At 68.0% G+C, this 16,324-nt stretch carries 15 protein-coding genes and 1 riboswitch; of the genes, 7 read left to right on the forward strand and 8 right to left on the reverse strand.

The features are described 5' to 3' along the window. Nucleotides 1-6: 6 nt before the first annotated feature. Nucleotides 7-795, reverse strand: a complete 789-nt coding sequence (coxB, locus tag GY40_RS08725; RefSeq protein ID WP_248311149.1) for a cytochrome c oxidase subunit II — start codon at nucleotides 793-795, stop codon at nucleotides 7-9. A gap of 445 nt (nucleotides 796-1,240) precedes the next feature. Here coxB and GY40_RS08730 point away from each other — a divergent pair, with 445 nt between their 5' ends. The 7 genes from GY40_RS08730 to GY40_RS08760 all read left to right on the forward strand — a co-directional run bounded on the left by GY40_RS08730 (nucleotide 1,241) and on the right by GY40_RS08760 (nucleotide 8,691). After that, entirely contained in the window at nucleotides 1,241-1,750 is a 510-nt protein-coding gene (locus GY40_RS08730; protein WP_038360932.1) for an invasion associated locus B family protein, read from the forward strand. Further along, nucleotides 1,747-2,349 carry a hypothetical protein gene (locus GY40_RS08735; protein ID WP_051987687.1) on the forward strand — a complete coding sequence of 201 codons (603 nt, stop codon included), beginning with the start codon at nucleotides 1,747-1,749 and terminating at the stop codon, nucleotides 2,347-2,349. The genes GY40_RS08730 and GY40_RS08735 overlap by 4 nt, the downstream gene beginning before the upstream one ends. A 76-nt stretch (nucleotides 2,350-2,425) precedes the next feature. After that, nucleotides 2,426-2,523: riboswitch (glycine riboswitch) on the forward strand. Between the two features lie 160 nt (nucleotides 2,524-2,683). Beyond that, entirely contained in the window at nucleotides 2,684-3,832 is a 1,149-nt protein-coding gene (gcvT, locus tag GY40_RS08740; protein ID WP_038360935.1) for a glycine cleavage system aminomethyltransferase GcvT, read from the forward strand. Between the two features lie 32 nt (nucleotides 3,833-3,864). Next, nucleotides 3,865-4,239, forward strand: coding sequence for a glycine cleavage system protein GcvH (gene gcvH, locus GY40_RS08745; RefSeq protein ID WP_038360938.1), 375 nt, complete (start codon nucleotides 3,865-3,867; stop codon nucleotides 4,237-4,239). Between the two features lie 152 nt (nucleotides 4,240-4,391). Continuing rightward, nucleotides 4,392-5,732, forward strand: a complete 1,341-nt coding sequence (gene gcvPA / locus GY40_RS08750) for an aminomethyl-transferring glycine dehydrogenase subunit GcvPA (protein ID WP_038360942.1) — start codon at nucleotides 4,392-4,394, stop codon at nucleotides 5,730-5,732. After that, nucleotides 5,732-7,306 carry an aminomethyl-transferring glycine dehydrogenase subunit GcvPB gene (gene gcvPB / locus GY40_RS08755; protein ID WP_038360945.1) on the forward strand — a complete coding sequence of 525 codons (1,575 nt, stop codon included), beginning with the start codon at nucleotides 5,732-5,734 and terminating at the stop codon, nucleotides 7,304-7,306. The genes gcvPA and gcvPB overlap by 1 nt, the downstream gene beginning before the upstream one ends. 125 nt (nucleotides 7,307-7,431) lie before the next feature. Further along, complete coding sequence (locus GY40_RS08760) at nucleotides 7,432-8,691, forward strand: L,D-transpeptidase family protein (RefSeq protein ID WP_051987688.1); 1,260 nt, start codon at nucleotides 7,432-7,434, stop codon at nucleotides 8,689-8,691. A 149-nt stretch (nucleotides 8,692-8,840) separates the two neighbouring features. Here GY40_RS08760 and GY40_RS08765 read toward each other — a convergent pair whose 3' ends face one another. From GY40_RS08765 to GY40_RS08795, 7 genes are all read right to left on the reverse strand, one after another. Then, nucleotides 8,841-9,647 carry a dienelactone hydrolase family protein gene (locus GY40_RS08765; RefSeq protein WP_051987689.1) on the reverse strand — a complete coding sequence of 269 codons (807 nt, stop codon included), beginning with the start codon at nucleotides 9,645-9,647 and terminating at the stop codon, nucleotides 8,841-8,843. Between the two features lie 134 nt (nucleotides 9,648-9,781). After that, nucleotides 9,782-10,258: a F0F1 ATP synthase subunit B family protein gene (locus GY40_RS08770; RefSeq protein WP_038360948.1), complete on the reverse strand. Its 477-nt coding sequence runs from the start codon at nucleotides 10,256-10,258 to the stop codon at nucleotides 9,782-9,784. 11 nt (nucleotides 10,259-10,269) lie between these two features. Then, a complete protein-coding gene (locus GY40_RS08775; RefSeq protein ID WP_038360951.1) occupies nucleotides 10,270-10,887 on the reverse strand; it encodes a F0F1 ATP synthase subunit B family protein in 618 nt (205 codons plus the stop codon). 95 nt (nucleotides 10,888-10,982) lie between these two features. Further along, on the reverse strand, nucleotides 10,983-11,210 hold the full coding sequence (locus tag GY40_RS08780) for a F0F1 ATP synthase subunit C (RefSeq protein ID WP_038360954.1): 228 nt from the start codon (nucleotides 11,208-11,210) through the stop codon (nucleotides 10,983-10,985). 61 nt (nucleotides 11,211-11,271) lie between these two features. Next, the gene (locus GY40_RS08785) at nucleotides 11,272-12,042 is read right to left on the reverse strand and encodes a F0F1 ATP synthase subunit A (RefSeq protein ID WP_038360957.1); all 771 of its coding nucleotides are present in this window, start codon (nucleotides 12,040-12,042) and stop codon (nucleotides 11,272-11,274) included. 43 nt (nucleotides 12,043-12,085) lie between these two features. Beyond that, the gene (locus tag GY40_RS08790) at nucleotides 12,086-12,436 is read right to left on the reverse strand and encodes an AtpZ/AtpI family protein (protein ID WP_051987690.1); all 351 of its coding nucleotides are present in this window, start codon (nucleotides 12,434-12,436) and stop codon (nucleotides 12,086-12,088) included. Between the two features lie 245 nt (nucleotides 12,437-12,681). Beyond that, a complete protein-coding gene (locus tag GY40_RS08795; protein ID WP_038360960.1) occupies nucleotides 12,682-16,137 on the reverse strand; it encodes a chromosome segregation SMC family protein in 3,456 nt (1,151 codons plus the stop codon). Nucleotides 16,138-16,324 lie beyond the last annotated feature (187 nt).

Raw genomic sequence — 16,324 nt, forward strand, 5'->3', positions numbered from 1 at the left:
GGCGAATTACTTCGAGGCCGCGGCGAGCTTGCGGCCCGCATCTTCGGCATTGGCGAATTTCTGCTTCGCCTCCGTCAGCCAGGCGGCATAGCGCTCCTGGCTGACGACGCGGAAGGCGATCGGCATGTAGGAGTGGTTCTGGCCGCAGATGAACGAGCACTGGCCGTAATAGATGCCCTCGCGCTCGGCCATGAACCAGGTCTCGTTCAGGCGGCCGGGGATGGCGTCGATCTTGATGCCGAAGGACGGCACCGTGAATTTGTGGATGACGTCGGCGCCGGTGACCTGGACGCGGACGATCTTGCCGACCGGGACGACCGCCTCGTTGTCGACGGCGAGCAGGCGGGGCGCCTCGTCGGCGGCGATCTTCTTGGAGGCGATCGCCTCGGCACGCTGCTTCTCGTCGAGCATCAGCGAATCGAAGCCGAAGGCGGCGGCGTTGTCCTGCGCGTATTCATAGGACCAGTACCACTGCTTGCCGGTGACCTTGATGGTCATGTCGGCCTTCGGCACCTCGAGCTGCAGCTTGAGCAGGCGGAAGGAGGGGATGGCGATCACGACCAGGATCAGGACCGGGATCACCGTCCAGGCCACTTCGAGCAAGGCGTTATGCGTGGTCTTGGAGGGGACCGGGTTGGCCTTCTCGTTGAAGCGGAAGATCACATAGACCAGCAGCGCGAGCACGAAGAGCGTGACCACGAAGATGATGATGTTCAGCCAGTCGTGGAACCAGTGGATGTAATCCGAGACGGGGGTCGCCGCGCCCTGCAGATTCATCTGCCAGGGAGTGGGCATGCCGGTGCCGGCGAAAGCCGGGACGGTCGCCAGCGCGATGGCTGCAAGGGCCGCGAGCGCGGCGGTTGCAAGGGTCCTGCTCAGAAATCGCATCGGTCCGACATAGCTCCTCAATCGACCTGCATGGGAGCCGGAGCTCGGGTCCATGCACGAAGGGGCGACCGTGAGGTCGCCCTGCTCTTCGGGATTGCGATAAATCAAAGATCACGCTTGCGCCAGAGGGACAATGCCGGCTGCGCCTCATGTCGTGCGGCATAAGCACGCGAGGTGGGGTTTGAAGTGCGGCATCGGGGCGCGGTCCGCCTTGACAGGACCGGGCCTGCATGGTCCGAACGCGTTTTATGTTGATGGCGGTGGGATTTCGTGGCGCGGCCGGGCTTTCGCCCGAATCCTGCGTTCCTGCTGTGGTTTGTGTCGCAAGATGCGATTTGGAAGGATGGCAGGGATGAAGAGGATCCTGGGGGCGCTTGGTGCGCTGGTGCTGGCGCTCATGGCGGCCGGCCTCGCCGCCGGTCCCGCTTATGCGCAGGGTACGGTGCGCTCGACACATGGCGACTGGCAGATGCGCTGCGAGGTGCCGCCCGGCGCCAAGGCCGAGCAATGCGCGCTCGTCCAGAACGTCGCCGCCGAGGATCGCCCGAATCTCACGCTCCTCGTCATCGTGCTGAAGACGGCCGACCAGAAGAGCCGGCTCCTGCGCGTCGTCGCTCCGCTCGGCGTGCTGCTGCCCTCGGGGCTCGGCCTCAAGATCGACGACAAGGACATCGGCCGCGCCGGCTTCGTGCGCTGCCTGACCACCGGCTGCGTCGCCGAGGTCGTCATGGACGATACGCTGCTCGGCCAGCTCAAGAGCGGCAAGAGCGCGACATTCATCGTATTCCAGACGCCGGAGGAGGGGGTGGGCGTGCCCGTTTCGCTCAACGGCTTCGGCCCTGGCGTGGAGGCTTTGCCGTGATCGATCGAACCCTTGACCGGAGCCGCTGGCTCGCTCTGCCGCTGCTCTGCCTGGGCCTTGCCGGCTGCGGCTCGCCCTCATCATCCTCCGCCGGCAGCACGGCGCTCAACATGCTGATGTTCCAGTCCGCCACCCCGCCGCCGGCGGACCAGCTGCCGAAGGACGAGGACGACATGACGGTCGTCTGTCCGGAGGTCATCGTCGCCGATGGCGGCGCCGCGATCCGGGCCCAGGCCGGGCAGGATTCGAGCGGCCTGCGCTACCAGATCTCGATCACCAACGTCGCGCGCGAATGCACGCCGACCGGCAATGGCGGCTTCCGCCTCAAGGTCGGCGTCGAGGGCCGCATCCTGCTCGGCCCGGCCGGCGGCGCCGGCAACTACGGCGCCACGCTGACCACGACGGTGACGCGCGGCACCGATGTCGTCGCACGTCGCGGTGCGCGCGTCGGCGGGACGATCCCGTCCGGGCAGGGCGGCGTCGACTTCACCCATGTCGAGGAGGGCATCACCGTGCCGCCCGGCAAGAGCGACGTCGAGATCATCGTCGGCCTGGGGCAGGGCGGCGCGGCGACACCGGCCCGCCATCGCCGTCGATAACGGCAGGCATTGCCGTGAAAGAAGGCGCCGCCCGGATTGACTGGGCCGGCGCCTTCTGTATCTGTGCCCGAAGCCGCATATCCCCGCGGGAGAGACCGGGCCTGATCCGTCAGGGCCGGCGCCGAAGGCGCAACCGCCCCGGAAACGCTCAGGCAAAAGGACCGCTGGGGAGTTGGCGCTCTGGAAAGTGGCGGAAGCGATTCCGCCCACCGACGGGTGTAACCTGTCCGGCTGAGTTGGCCGGGGCGGGGAAATCTCTCAGGTTCCGAGACAGAGGGGGCGCGTTCCGGACAGTTCCGTCCGGGGCTTGCGCTCGACTCTGGAAGGGGCCGCCATGGCTGCCGAAGCCGCCGATGCCACGGATGCCGTGGTGCTCAAGACCCCGCTTCATGCGCGCCATGTCGCGCTCGGCGCCCGCATGGTGCCCTTCGCCGGCTATGACATGCCGGTGCAGTATCCGACGGGCATCCTGACCGAGCACAACTGGACGCGCGACAAGGCCGGGCTCTTCGACGTCTCGCATATGGGCCAGTGCTTCCTGATCGGCCCCGATCACGAGACCACGGCCAAGGCGCTGGAAGCGCTGATTCCCGCCGATATCGTCAATCTCGCCCCCGGCAAGCAGCGCTACTCGCAGCTTCTGAACGAGGAGGGCGGCATCCTCGACGACCTGATGATCACGCGCTCGATCGACCCCGATGAGGACGGCGCGCTCTATCTCGTCGTCAACGCCGCCTGCAAGGATGCCGACTACGCCCATATCGAGGCGCGCCTGCCGGCCAACGTAAAGCTCATCAAGGCCGAGCATCGCGGCCTGATCGCGCTGCAGGGGCCGGGCGCCGAAGCCGCGCTCGCGGCCATCGCGCCGGAAGCCGCCGAGATGGGCTTCATGACCTCGCGCACCATGAAGGTCGCCGGCATCAAGGCCAATGTCAGCCGCTCCGGCTATACCGGCGAGGACGGCTACGAGATTTCTGCCGCAGCGGCGAAGATCGGCGAGATCTGGGACACGCTGCTGCTCGATGCCAACGTCAAGCCGATCGGCCTCGGTGCCCGCGATTCGCTCAGGCTTGAGGCCGGGCTTTGCCTTTACGGCCACGACATCGACACCACGACCTCGCCGATCGAGGCCGCGCTCAACTGGTCGATCCAGAAGCGCCGCCGCGAGGAGGGCGGCTTCCCCGGCGCCGCGCGCATCCAGCGCGAACTGGCCGAGGGCACGTCCCGCATCCGCGTCGGCTTGCTGCCGGAAGGCCGCGCCCCGGCCCGCGAAGGCACGGAGATCGCGACGCCGGAAGGCGAGGTGATCGGCACCGTGACCTCGGGCGGCTTCGGCCCGACGCTGAACGGCCCGCTCGCCATGGGCTATGTCGCCAAGGCCCATTCCGCGCCGGGCACCAAGCTCAACCTCATCGTGCGTGGCAAGCCGCTGCCGGCTGTCGTGGCGCCGATGCCCTTCGTCCCCAACGGTTACAAGCGCTGATCCGATTTCCCGATTTTCGCCAGGAGGAAACCATGGCCGAGACCCGCTACACCAAGGACCATGAATATATCCGCATCGAGGGTGACACCGGCACGGTCGGCATCTCCGATTACGCCCAGTCCCAGCTCGGCGACGTCGTCTTCGTCGAGCTGCCGACGGTCGGCAAGGCGCTGAGCAAGGGCGGCGAGGCCGCGGTGGTCGAGAGCGTCAAGGCCGCTTCGGAAGTCTACGCCCCGGTCTCGGGCGAGGTCGTCGAGGTGAATGGCGAGCTCGAAGCCGCGCCGGGCACCGTCAACGAGGACCCGGCCGGCAAGGGCTGGTTCCTCAAGATCAAGCTCACGGACGCAGCCGAGCTCGACGCGCTGATGAGCGAGGACGAGTACCAGAATTACGTGAAGACGCTCTGATGTCGCTCCACCGTCATTCCGGGCAAGACGCGTAGCGGCGCAGACCCGGAATCCATCGTGGGGTACAGCGCTCTACGGTGGATTCCGGCTCTCCGCTTCGCTCTGGCCGGAATGACGGAGCGCTTTGAATCGAAAAGATACGGACGCACCCCATGCGCTATCTCCCCCTTACCGATACCGACCGCGAGGACATGCTCGCACGGATCGGCGTCTCCGACATCGACGCGCTGTTCAGCGACGTGCCGGCCGGCAAGCTGCTGAAGGCCCCGGTCGACCTGCCCCGCGCCAAGGGCGAGCTCGAGGTCGAGCGCATCCTCGGCAAGATGGCCGGCAAGAACACCGCCGCCTCGGCCGTTCCCTTCTTCGTCGGCGCCGGCGCCTACAAGCACCATGTCCCGGCGACGGTGGATCACCTGATCCAGCGCTCGGAATTCCTGACCAGCTACACGCCCTATCAGCCCGAGATCGCGCAGGGCACGCTGCAATATCTCTTCGAGTTCCAGACCCAGGTCGCCGCGCTGACCGGCATGGAGGTCGCCAACGCCTCGATGTATGATGGCTCGACCGGCACCGGCGAGGCCGTGCTGATGGCGCATCGCGTCACCAAGCGCCGCAAGGCGGTGCTCTCCGGCGGCCTGCATCCGCATTACACCGCGGTCGTCGAGACCCTCTCCGAGATGGCCAATGACGAGGTCGTGGTGCTGAAGCCCGACGTCTCGGCCAGCGAGGACATCCTCTCCCAGATCGACGACAGCACCTCCTGCGTCGTCGTCCAGTCGCCCGACGTCTTCGGCAACCTGCGCGACCTCAAGCCGATCGCCGAGAAGGCTCATGCCCATGGCGCCCTGCTGATCGCGGTCTTCACCGAGGTCGTCTCGCTCGGCGCGGTCGTGCCTCCGGGCGCGCAGGATGCCGATATCGTCGTCGGCGAGGGCCAGTCGATCGGCAACGCGCTGAATTTCGGCGGCCCCTATGTCGGCCTCTTCGCCGCCAAGTCGAAATATATCCGCCAGATGCCGGGCCGGCTCTGCGGCGAGACGGTCGATTCGACCGGTCAGCGCGGTTTCGTGCTGACGCTCTCGACCCGCGAGCAGCACATTCGTCGCGACAAGGCGACCTCGAACATCTGCACCAACTCCGGCCTCTGCGTGCTGGCCTTCACCATCCACATGACGCTGCTCGGCCAGACCGGCCTCGCGCGCCTTGCCGAGGTGAACCACGCCAACGCCGTGAAGCTCGCCGACGCGCTCGCGGGCGTCGAAGGCGTGAAGGTGCTCAACGACAGCTTCTTCAACGAGTTCACCGTGAAGCTGAAGAAGCCGGCCGCCGAGGTCGTCGAGGTGCTCGCCGCCAGGGGCATCCTGGCCGGCGTCCCCGTCTCGCGGCTCCTGCCCAAGGCTGGGCTCGACGACCTGCTGATCATCGCCTCGACCGAGGTGAATACCGATGAAGACCGGGCGGCCCTCGTGGCGGCGCTCGTGGAGGTGCTGTGATGTTGAACCGTCAGGGACGTCCCACCCAGGCCGGCGAGGCCTCGCATGAAGAGCACCTCACCTTCACCGGCAACAAGGCTCTCCAGCAGATCGAGCCGCTGATCTTCGAGATCGGCCATCACGAGGCGACCGGCGTCGACATCGACAAGCCGGCGCCGTTCAAGTCGCGGCTGGGCAAGCATGCCCGCCAGGGCGAGATCGGCCTGCCCGGCCTCTCCGAGCCCGAGACGATGCGTCACTATGTGCGCCTCAGCCAGAAAAACTACGGCATCGACACCGGGCTCTTCCCGCTCGGCTCCTGCACGATGAAGCACAATGCCCGTCTCAACGAGAAGGTGGCGCGGCTTCCGGGCTTCTCCGACGTGCACCCGCTGCAGCCGATCTCGACGGTGCCCGGCGCGCTCGACCTGATGCTGGAGCTCGCCCGCTACCTGATGACGCTGACCGGCATGCCGGCGGTGGCGCTGAGCCCCAAGGCCGGCGCCCATGGCGAGGCTTGCGGCATGATGGCGATCAAGGCTGCGATCGCGGCAAAGGGCGAGGGCGCGACCCGCAATGTCGTGCTCGTGCCCGAATCGGCCCATGGCACCAACCCGGCGACGGCGGCCCTGATCGGCTTCTCGGTGAAGGCGGTTCCGGCTCGTCCGGACGGCACCGTCGCGGTCGAGGACGTCAAGGCCCTGCTCGGGCCGGACATCGCCGCGATCATGCTGACCAACCCGAACACCTGCGGCATCTTCGAGCCCCAGATCGTCGAGATCGCCGCGGCAATGCATGAGGCCGGCGCCTATTTCTACTGCGACGGCGCCAATTTCAACGCGATCGTCGGCAAGGCCCGTCCGGGCGATCTCGGCGTCGACGCCATGCACATCAACCTGCACAAGACCTTCTCGACGCCCCATGGCGGCGGCGGTCCCGGTGCCGGCCCCGTCGTGCTCTCGCAGCGTCTGGCGCCCTTCGCGCCGGTGCCCTTCATCCATGTCGAGAACGGCAAGCCGCATCTGATCGAGTCGCGCGATGAAGCCCCAGTGGGCAACCAGCCCTTCGGCCGCATGACCGCCTTCCACGGCCAGATGGGCATGTATGTCCGCGCGCTGGCTTACATGCTCAGCCACGGCTCGGACGGCATGCGCCAGGCTTCCGAGGATGCGGTGCTGAACGCGAACTACATCCGTGCGGGCTTGAGCGACCTGATGTCGCTGCCCTTCCCGGACCACCCCTCGATGCACGAGGTGCTGTTCGACGACGAATGGCTCAAGGGCACCGGCGTCTCGACGCTCGATTTCGCCAAGGCGATGATCGACGAGGGCTACCATCCGATGACGGTGTATTTCCCGCTCGTCGTCCATGGCGCCATGCTGATCGAGCCGACCGAGTCGGAATCGAAGGCCGCGCTCGACCTCTTCATCGCGACGCTGCGCGACCTCGCCATCGCGGCCAAGGGCAACGACAAGGAGCGTTTCACCAGCGCCCCGCATCACGCCCCGATCCGCCGGCTCGACGAGACCCGCGCCGCCCGCTCGCCAGTGCTGAAATGGACGGAGCCTGCCCCGGTCAAGGCCGCGGCGGAGTAAGGGGCGGCCCGCCCTGACGATATCCGTCAGCATGGTGAAGGGCGCCCGCCGATTCTTAAGCATTCCTTGACCATGTCGGGGAATGATCGCCTCCGTGCCGCCTTGTGTGGCTCGGGGGTAGTTCGATGTTCCTGCGTAACGCCATCCTCGCTACGGCGGCTGTTGCCGCCCTCGCGGCGCTACCCGCGCGCGCCAACGAGGCGAGCTATGGCCCCAACACCTATGACCGCACGCTGGAAGCGCTGATCGCGCATGAGGACGTCGCCGCGCGCGGCGGCTGGCCGAAGGTGCCGGCAGGCGCTGCATCCCTCAAGCCCGATTCGCGCGGGCCGGACGTCGTCGCGCTGAAGCAGCGTCTCGTCGCGGGCGGCGACCTTTCGGCCGAGGCCTTGCCGGGCGACGTCTACGATGCGGCCGTCGTCGAGGCGGTGAAGCGCTTTCAGCGCCGCCACGGTCTCTCGGATCTCGGCACGGTCGGCCGCCTCACCCTCAAGGCGATGAACACGCCGGTCGAGATGCGCCTCAACCAGCTCACCGCCACGCTCGAGCGGCTCAAGGGCAACGGCTTCAACTTCGCCAGCCGCTATGTCGTGGTGAACATCCCAGGCGCCAGCGTCGAGGCGGTGGAGAACGGCGAGGTGAAGGAGCGCCATCTCGCCATCGTCGGGCGGCCGGACCGGCCCTCGCCGGTGATCCAGGCCAACATCACCTCGGTCAATCTGAACCCCTATTGGACCGTGCCGATGTCGATCGTGAAGGCCGACATCATCCCCCATATGCGCAAGGATCCGACGTTCATCGCCAAGTCGAACATGAAATTGCTCGGAGCCGAGAACAAGGAGATCGATCCGGCGAGCGTCAAATGGGCGACCCTGACCAATCCGTATTTCTACGTCCGGCAGGAGCCCGGCCCGACCAATTCGCTGGGCCAGCTCAAGATCGACATGCCCAACAGCGATGCGGTCTACATGCACGACACGCCGAAGAAGACGCTGTTCCGCAACGATGTGCGCTTCAACTCCTCGGGCTGCGCCCGCATCGAGGGTGTCCGCGACCTTGCCGCCTGGCTGCTCGAAGGCTCCGAATGGAGTCGACAGGCGATCGAGGACGAGATCGCCAAGGGCGAGCGCAAGAACATCCCGCTGAAGAAGGCGGTGCCGGTGGCCTGGGTCTATCTCACGGGGTGGCAGGGCGCCGACGGGCAGGTCCAGTTCCGCGACGACATCTACGGCCTCGACACGCCGCAAGGCATCGTCACCTCGACGATCCAGCCACGCAAGCCCAAGCCGAAAGCCACCGCCGCGGTTTCCCCAGCGAGGCCGGCTGCTGCGCCGAAGACCGCCTCGGGCAATCCGCCGGCGGCGCAGGCGACTGCCAGCAACTGAGGCGTTCTCGATCTCAAGCCCTCATCCTGAGGAGCCGCGTCAGCGGCGTCTCGAAGGATGATCCAGCCATCTCCAGAGCCTCCTGGAGCATCCTTCGGGACGCAGCCTATGGCTGCTCCTCAGGATGAGGGCTCGAATATTGGAAGAATCTAGGGCGTCTTCAGGATCGTCATCACCGCGTCGATCGCCTCAGTGCGCGCTTTCGGGTCGCTGCCGATCGTGACCATGCCGTCGGGCCGCTGGGAATACGCCGCCTTGCGCTCGCGCAAGGGCAGGCCCGGATGGTCGAAATCGTGATAGGCGCCGGGAAAGCCGACGAAGCGCGCTCCGCCGCGCTGCGCGAGCTCCTCGCAAGGTGCAGCCGGCGTCCAGTCATCGGCCAGTCCCTGGAAGATCGCCGTGTCCGTCCGGGCGCGCCAGTCACGCTTCAGCATCACGCGGCAGCCGGGATAGAAGGCGATGACGTGGCGCAGGTGTTTGGCCTCGGGGCTGTCTGCAACGCGTAGCGCCGTGGAGCCGCCATTCGACCAGCCGATCAGGCTGATGCGCTGGCTTGCGGCGAAGCTCTGCCTGTTCAGCCAGTCGACCGCGGCGAAGGCGTCGCGGGCGCGGCCAGCAGGTGTCAGCGAGCGTTCACGCTCGGTGCAGAGCGCCTTGATGCCGCGCGGACCGAAGCTGTCAACCAGCAGCACGGCGTAGCCTGCCTGCGTCAGCCGCTGCGACCAGTCCGTCTCGCGTGCACCGATCTCGCCCGAGCGCGTGTAGAGCCCCGCGCAGCCATGCAGGCCGATCACGACAGGGAAGGGGCCGGCCCCCTCCGGACGCGCCAGCCAGCCGATGAGATCCAGCGCGTCACGTGACGGAAAGCTCACCTTTTCGAAGGCGCTGGCTCCACCGAGCGTGGCGGCGAGAAGGAGCGGTGCGAGCCGGAGCGAGCGAAGAAGGTTGCCGATCACCGCGTCTGTCCTCCGATCCGGGGCACCGCCATCGCCAAGCTATCCCAGAGCATGATCTCGGCGGAAGCCGGGCAAAGAAAAACGCCGCGCTCCGAAGAGCGCGGCGTCGAATGTTCGAACGATCCGGCCAGGGCTCAGTTGAGCTTGGCCTTGACCTCGGTGAGCCCTGCGGCGAAGGCGGCCTCGCCAGCCTTGCCGGCCATCTGGCCGCGCAGGATGGTCTCGGCGGCCTTGCTGGCGGCTTCGGCAGCCGCGGCGCGAACCTCGGCCTCGGCCTGGCTCTCGGCCTGGGCGATCTTCTCCTCGGCCGTCTTGGTCCGGCGGGCGACGAAGTCCGCGAGCTTGGCCTCGGCCTCGGCCGCGAGGCGCTTGGCCTCCTCGGTGGCGGAGGAGATGATCTCGGCGGCCTCGGCCTCGGCGGCCTTGCGCTTGGCGTCGTATTCGCCAAGCAGCTTCTCGGCCTCCACGCGCAGGCGGCGAGCCTCCGCCAGCTCATGGGCGACCTTTTCGCCGCGGGCGTCGAGGCCCTTCACGATCATCTTCGGCACGCCGAACTTGACCAGGATCGCAAGGAAGATGACGAGCGCGACGCCAACCCAGAAAGTATCCATCAAAACTCTCCTCAGCCGCGCGACAGCGCCTGGTCGACCGCTTCCGAAGCCTCGGAGGCGGTCGGGGCCTGGCCCGTCAGCTTGGTGACGATCGCGATCGCGACGTCGCCGCCGAGGCCGCGCACATTGCCCATCGCTTCGGTCTTGGTCTTGGCGATGGTCGCCTCGGCCTGGGCCAGCTTGGCGGCAAGCTCGGCCTCGGTCGCATGACGCTGGGCGTCGCTCGCCTTGGCACCGGTGTCGCGCGCCGTCTGGGCGATGCCCTGGGCGTTCTTGCGCGCCTCGGCGAGGGCCTTCTCATAGGCCTGCGCCATGTCCTCGGCCTTGGCCTGCATCTCGGCCGCCTGGTCGAGGTCGCGGCCGATCGTGTTGGCGCGCTCCTCGAGAATCTCGCCGATGCGCGGCAGCGCGACCTTCGACATCAGCCAGTAGAGCGCGGCGAAGGTGATGGCGAGCCAGAACAGGTTGCTGGCGAAATGGGCCGGGTCGAAAGGCGGAAAGGATGCTCCCTCGCCGCTCTCGCCGTGTTTTTGCTCGGCAGCCTGCGCCGCGCCAGCCAGCAGAGTGGCGAACGAGGCGACAGCCAGCGGCCATCCTTGTCGCACGAACCCTGAAGATCGAACCGGCATGGGGTGCCTTTCAGCGCAAAGGATAGGAAAAAGGTCGCGCCCGCGGCCGAAAGCGGCCAGCGCGCGCGACTTGTGTCGTGCGGTCGACGAAAACGTCAGACCACGAAGAGCAGAACGAGCGCGACGACGAACGCGAAGATGCCCAGACCTTCGGCGAGCGCCGCACCGATGAAGGCGCGCGGGAACTGGCCGTCGGCGGCCGACGGGTTGCGCAGCGCGCCGGACAGGAAGTTGCCGAAGATGGTGCCGACGCCGATGGCGGCGAGGCCCATGCCGAGCGAGGCGAGGCCGGCGCCGATGAACTTGGCTGCAACAGGATCCATGATGTTTCTCCAGTGGGAAGGCTAAAGGGCTGGTTGAACTCTTAACGGCGCTTGCAGGGCCTCAGTGGCCGGGATGCAGCGCGTCGTTGAGATAGACGCAGGTCAGGATCGCGAAGACATAGGCCTGCAGAACCGCGACGAGGACTTCGAGCGCCGTCAGCGCGACCGCCAGCAGCAGCGGCAGCGGCGCGATGGCGTATGTGAACAAGCCGGCGGCGGCACCGGTGGTCAGCGCGACGACGAAGCCGCCGAAGACCTTGAGCGCGATGTGGCCGGCGAGCATGTTGCCGAACAGGCGAAGCGAGAGCGAAACCGGGCGCGACACGAAGGAGACGACCTCGATCAGCACCACGAAGGGCAGGAGCCAGCCGGGCACGCCCGACGGCACGAACAGGCCGAAGAAATGGGTGCCATGCTTGGCGATGCCGTAGATCAGCACGACGCTCATCACGAGCACGGCCAGGGCCGCGGTGACGATGATCTGGCTGGTGACGGTGAAGGAGCCGGGAAGCAGGCCGAGCAGGTTGGACGCCAGCACGAACATGAACAGCGAGAACACGAAGGGGAAGAACTTCATGCCGTCCTTGTTCATCACCCCGGTGAGGGTGGAGGCGACGAATTCGTACATCATCTCGGCGAGCGACTGCAGCCGGCCGGGAACGACCGAACGCTGGCTCGAGCCATAGATCATGATTGCCGAGACGACCGCGGTCACGATCACCATCCACAGCGAGGTGTTGGTGAAGGACAGATTGAGGCCGAACGGCTTCAGCTCCACGATCGGGTTGATGTGGAATTGGTGGATCGGATCGATTCCGCCGCCAGCCGCCATGATCTCGTCCCTCGTCGTGCGGCTTTATGGGCCGCCCCTTCGGTCAATCTCTCTTCGGATCGCTCTTCGACACGGAGGTCGGGCGCGAACCGAGCCGATAGACGGATCTGAAGCCCGCGATGGTTCCGATCACCAGGAAGGCGATCAGCAGGAACGGAGACGTTCCAAGCCACCGGTCGCCGAGGTACCCGATCAGGGCGCCTGCGATGATGCCGCCTGCGAGATCCGTCGCGGCGCGAAAGCCGGAGGACATCGCGCCCGCAAGGGCCTTGTCCTCTCCAGCCGGACCCGCGCCCGGCTTTTCGTTCTCCTCCGCCCGCTTGATCGCGGACTTCAGGGAACCCAGTCTTGCGCGCAACTCCGAGTCTGAGGCGTTGGGGTCAGGTTCGGTCATGGTCCCGGGTCTCCCGTCTTGATCGTGAAATCGCCACGATCCGGCGAAAAACCAGTATAACCCTGTCCAAACCCGCGCATCGAGCCGTCGTCAGCACGGCCTCCTTTATTGGCAGCCCCCCGCGCTGTCAAGGCAGGTGGATAATAGCTAACGCATTGGAATATCTATAAATTCGGGCTAAGTGCGACATTCTCGCCGCATTGCGGCGGCGATTGTGGCATTTTTTCAGCGGCTCCAGGCGCGCTTCAGCCGGCCTCGCGGATGTGCTCGGCCGTCGCCAGATCGACCGAAACCATCTGGCTCACGCCGCGCTCGGCCATGGTGACGCCGAAGAGCCGTTCCATCCGCGCCATGGTGATCGGATTATGGGTGATCAGGATGAAGCGCGTCTGCGTGTTCCGCGCCATTTCGGTGAGCAGGTCGCAGTAGCGCTCGACATTGGCGTCGTCGAGCGGGGCGTCGACCTCGTCGAGCACGCAGATCGGCGAGGGGTTGGTCAGGAAGACGGCGAAGATCAGCGCCGTCGCCGTCAGCGCCTGCTCGCCGCCCGAGAGCAGCGTCATCACCTGCGGCTTCTTGCCGGGCGGCCGGGCGAAGATCTCGAGCCCGGCTTCGAGCGGATCATCCGAATCCACCAGCTTGAGCTCCGCCTCGCCGCCGCCGAACAGCACGCCGAAAAGCTGCTGGAAATGGCCGTTGACGATCTCGAAGGCGGCGGTCAGGCGCTCGCGGCCTTCGCGGTTGAGCGCGCCGATCGCCTGCCTGAGACGCCGGATCGCCTCGGTCAGGTCGTCGCGCTCGGATGAAAGCCCCTCGCGCTTGCCCTTGACCTCGGTGAGCTCGTCCTCGGCCCGCAGGTTGACGGCGCCGAGCCGCTCGCGCTCCGCCTTGAGATTCGTCAGACGCCGTTCGACCGCCTCCGTCTCGGGCAGCGGATCGCCGGCCTTGTGCCCCGCGATGGCCTGCAGCCCGTCGAGCCCGGTTTCCAGCCCGTCCTCGATCTGGCGCGCGATATCGGCGACGCGCTGGCGCGCGGCGTCGCGCCGGGCCTCGGCCGAGGCTCTCCGCTCGCGGGCGCCGGACAATCCCTCCAGCGCGATGCGCGCCTGCCGGTCGGCATCCGCCAGCGCCGCCTCGCCATTGGCCAGCCTGTCGGCGCTCTCGCGCCGCGCCGCCTCCGCCTGCTCGATCTCGGCGACGAGGCGCCTGCGCTCGGTCAGGAAGGTGTCGGGAGCTTCGAGCAGCGCCTGCCGCTCGGCGGTGGTCGTCGCGATGCGCTGCCGGCTCTCCCCGGCGCTCTGGCTGCTGGCGCCGGCGCGCTTGCGCCAGGCCTCGATATCGGCGGCGATGGCGGCGCGGCGGCGTGTCCGCAGCTCCGCCTCGCGCGCCAGGGTCTGCAGCCGCGCGCGGGCGTCGGAGGCGGTGGCCCGTCTTTCGCCCAGCGTGGCGCGCGCCTTGAGCAGGCTGTTTTCGAGCTCCACCGAAACGGGCAGCGCGGCCAGGGCCTTCTCCTGCTCGCTCGCCTGCGCGCCGGCCTCCGCCGCGCTCTGGCCGAGCCGGCTGATCGCCTCCGTCAGGCCCGAGAGCCGTGCCGCCATCTCCGCCGCCTTGCGTTCGGCGCCGGCGAGTTGCTCGCGGCTCTCGTCGAGCTGGCGCCGCGCCTGCCGTGTCGCCTCGATCGCTGCGGTCTCGGCCTGCGCAGCGGCGCGCGTTTCCGCGATGACCGTTTCCAGCGCCCCGCGCGCGACTTCGGCCGCCTCGCGGGCGGCGATGGCCTCGCGCTGGAGGTCGTCGAGCCGGTTCTTTTCGGCCAGCCGCCGCGCGGCGGGGGAGGGCGCCTCGGCGGCGCTGGTGAAGCCGTCCCAGCGCCAGACATCGCCTTCGCGCGAGACGAGGATCTGTCCAGGCGCGAGCAGCGCGCGCAGACGCTCGCCATCCGCCCGCGCGACCACGCCGATCTGGGCGAGGCGACGGCCGAGCGCGGCCGGCCCCTTCACATGGCGTGCCAGCGCCTCCGCGCCATCGGGCAGCGCCGGGTCGCCTGCGCCGGGGCCGGTCTCGCGCCAATGCGCTGGCGCGGCCGTGTCGGAGGCGGCGTCGAGATCGTCGCCGAGCGCCGCGCCCAGCGCGACCTCGAAACCCTTGGCGACCCTGATCGCCTCGACGATGGCGGGCCAGCGGCCGTCCGTGGCGGGGGCCAGCAGCTTGCGCAGCGTCCCGATCTCGGTTTCGAGCCGTTGCGCCTTGCGGTCGGCTTCGGCCAGCGGCCCGCGCGACTGATTCTCCCGCTCGCGTGCCGCGGCGAGCGCCGTGCGCGCGGCGACGGCCTGCGCATCCGCCGCCCGCATCGCCGCCTCGCCGGCAGCGAGAGCCTCGCGCAAGCCGTCGAGCGGCGCGCCGGTGCTGGCGGCTTCGATCGAGGCCTGGTCGCGCTGGAGCCTGTCGCGTTCCGCCGAGGCCCGCGCCTCGCGCTCGCGGGCTTCGCGCAGCGCGCGTTCCAGGGCGCCGCGACGGGCGGCGAGCTCGGAGAGCGCGGCCTGAGCCGCGGTCTGCTCGGCCTCGGCGGCGGCCAGCGCCGCTTCGGCCTCTTCCTGCGCGGCCGTGGCGGCTTCGGTGCTGCCGCCGGAGCCTTCGCTTTCCCGAACGAGCGCGGCGTCCTCCTCGGCGAGCCGGGCGAGGCTCTCGGTAGCGTCGCGGCCGATGCTCTCCTGCCGCGCCAGATCGGTCTGCAATTCGGCCAGCCGCTTGCCGAGTTCTTCCGCTCGTTGCTTCGCCCGGCGGTTCTCGGCCTCGAGCTCGTCGAGCCCGCGCTTCAGCCGGACGAGAGCCGCGGCGGCCGCTGCCTCGCCTTCGCGCAGCGCCGGCATCTCATGGGCGGCGACGGCCTGCCTTTTCGCGGCCTCGGCCTGGATGCCGGTCTGCTCCGCGACGGCGCGCACCGCCTCCTCCAGAACGTGCTCGGCTTGCGCCTCCTGCACGCGGCCATCATGCAGGGCGATCAGCGCCAGCATGGCCTCGGCCCGGCGGATATCGGCGGCGAGGCTGCGATAGCGCCCGGCCTGCCGCGCCTGCCGTTGCAACGCCTCGATCTGCCCGTCGATCTCGCCGAGCACGTCCTCGAGCCGGGTCAGATTCTCTTCGGCGCCCTTCAGCCTGAGCTCCGCCTCGTGGCGTCGGCTGTGCAGGCCGGCGATGCCGGCGGCGTCCTCCAGGATGCGCCGGCGCGATTGCGGCTTGGCCGAGATGATCTCGCTGATCTGCCCCTGGCGGACGAGCGCCGGCGAACGGGCGCCGGTCGCGGCATCGGCGAAGAGGAGCTGCACGTCCTTCGCCCGCACCTCCTTGCCGTTGATGCGATAGGTCGAGCCTTCCTCGCGCTCGATCCGGCGCGTGATCTCGAGGACGTCGGCCTCGTTGAAGGCGGCGGGCGCCTTGCGGTCGCTATTGTCGAGGGTGAGCGCGACCTCGGCCATGTTGCGGGCCGGGCGCTCGTTCGAGCCGCCGAAGATGACGTCGTCCATCCCCGAGCCGCGCATGTTCTTGAACGAGCTTTCGCCCATCACCCAGCGCAGGGCTTCGACGAGATTGGATTTGCCGCAGCCATTCGGCCCGACAATGCCGGTCAGTCCCGGCTCGATCTGGAATTCCGTCGGCTCGACGAAGGTCTTGAAGCCGGTGAGCTTGAGGCGCGTCAGATGCATCGGCGCGCCTCTTCCTTCTCCCACCAATCCCGGGCTTGCCCGAGATTGGAGCTTTTAAGCGCATGTCGGAAACATCCGACATGCGCGGGGAGATGGTGTCTGCGAAGCAGACGGATGAGGGTTGTCAGCGCTGGGCTACCGTCGTCCGTCAGCGCTTCGCGCTGCCACCTTCTCCCCCGAGGGAAGA

Source organism: Allobosea sp. UNC402CLCol (assembly GCF_000745475.1).
Lineage (GTDB): Bacteria > Pseudomonadota > Alphaproteobacteria > Rhizobiales > Beijerinckiaceae > Allobosea > Allobosea spartocytisi.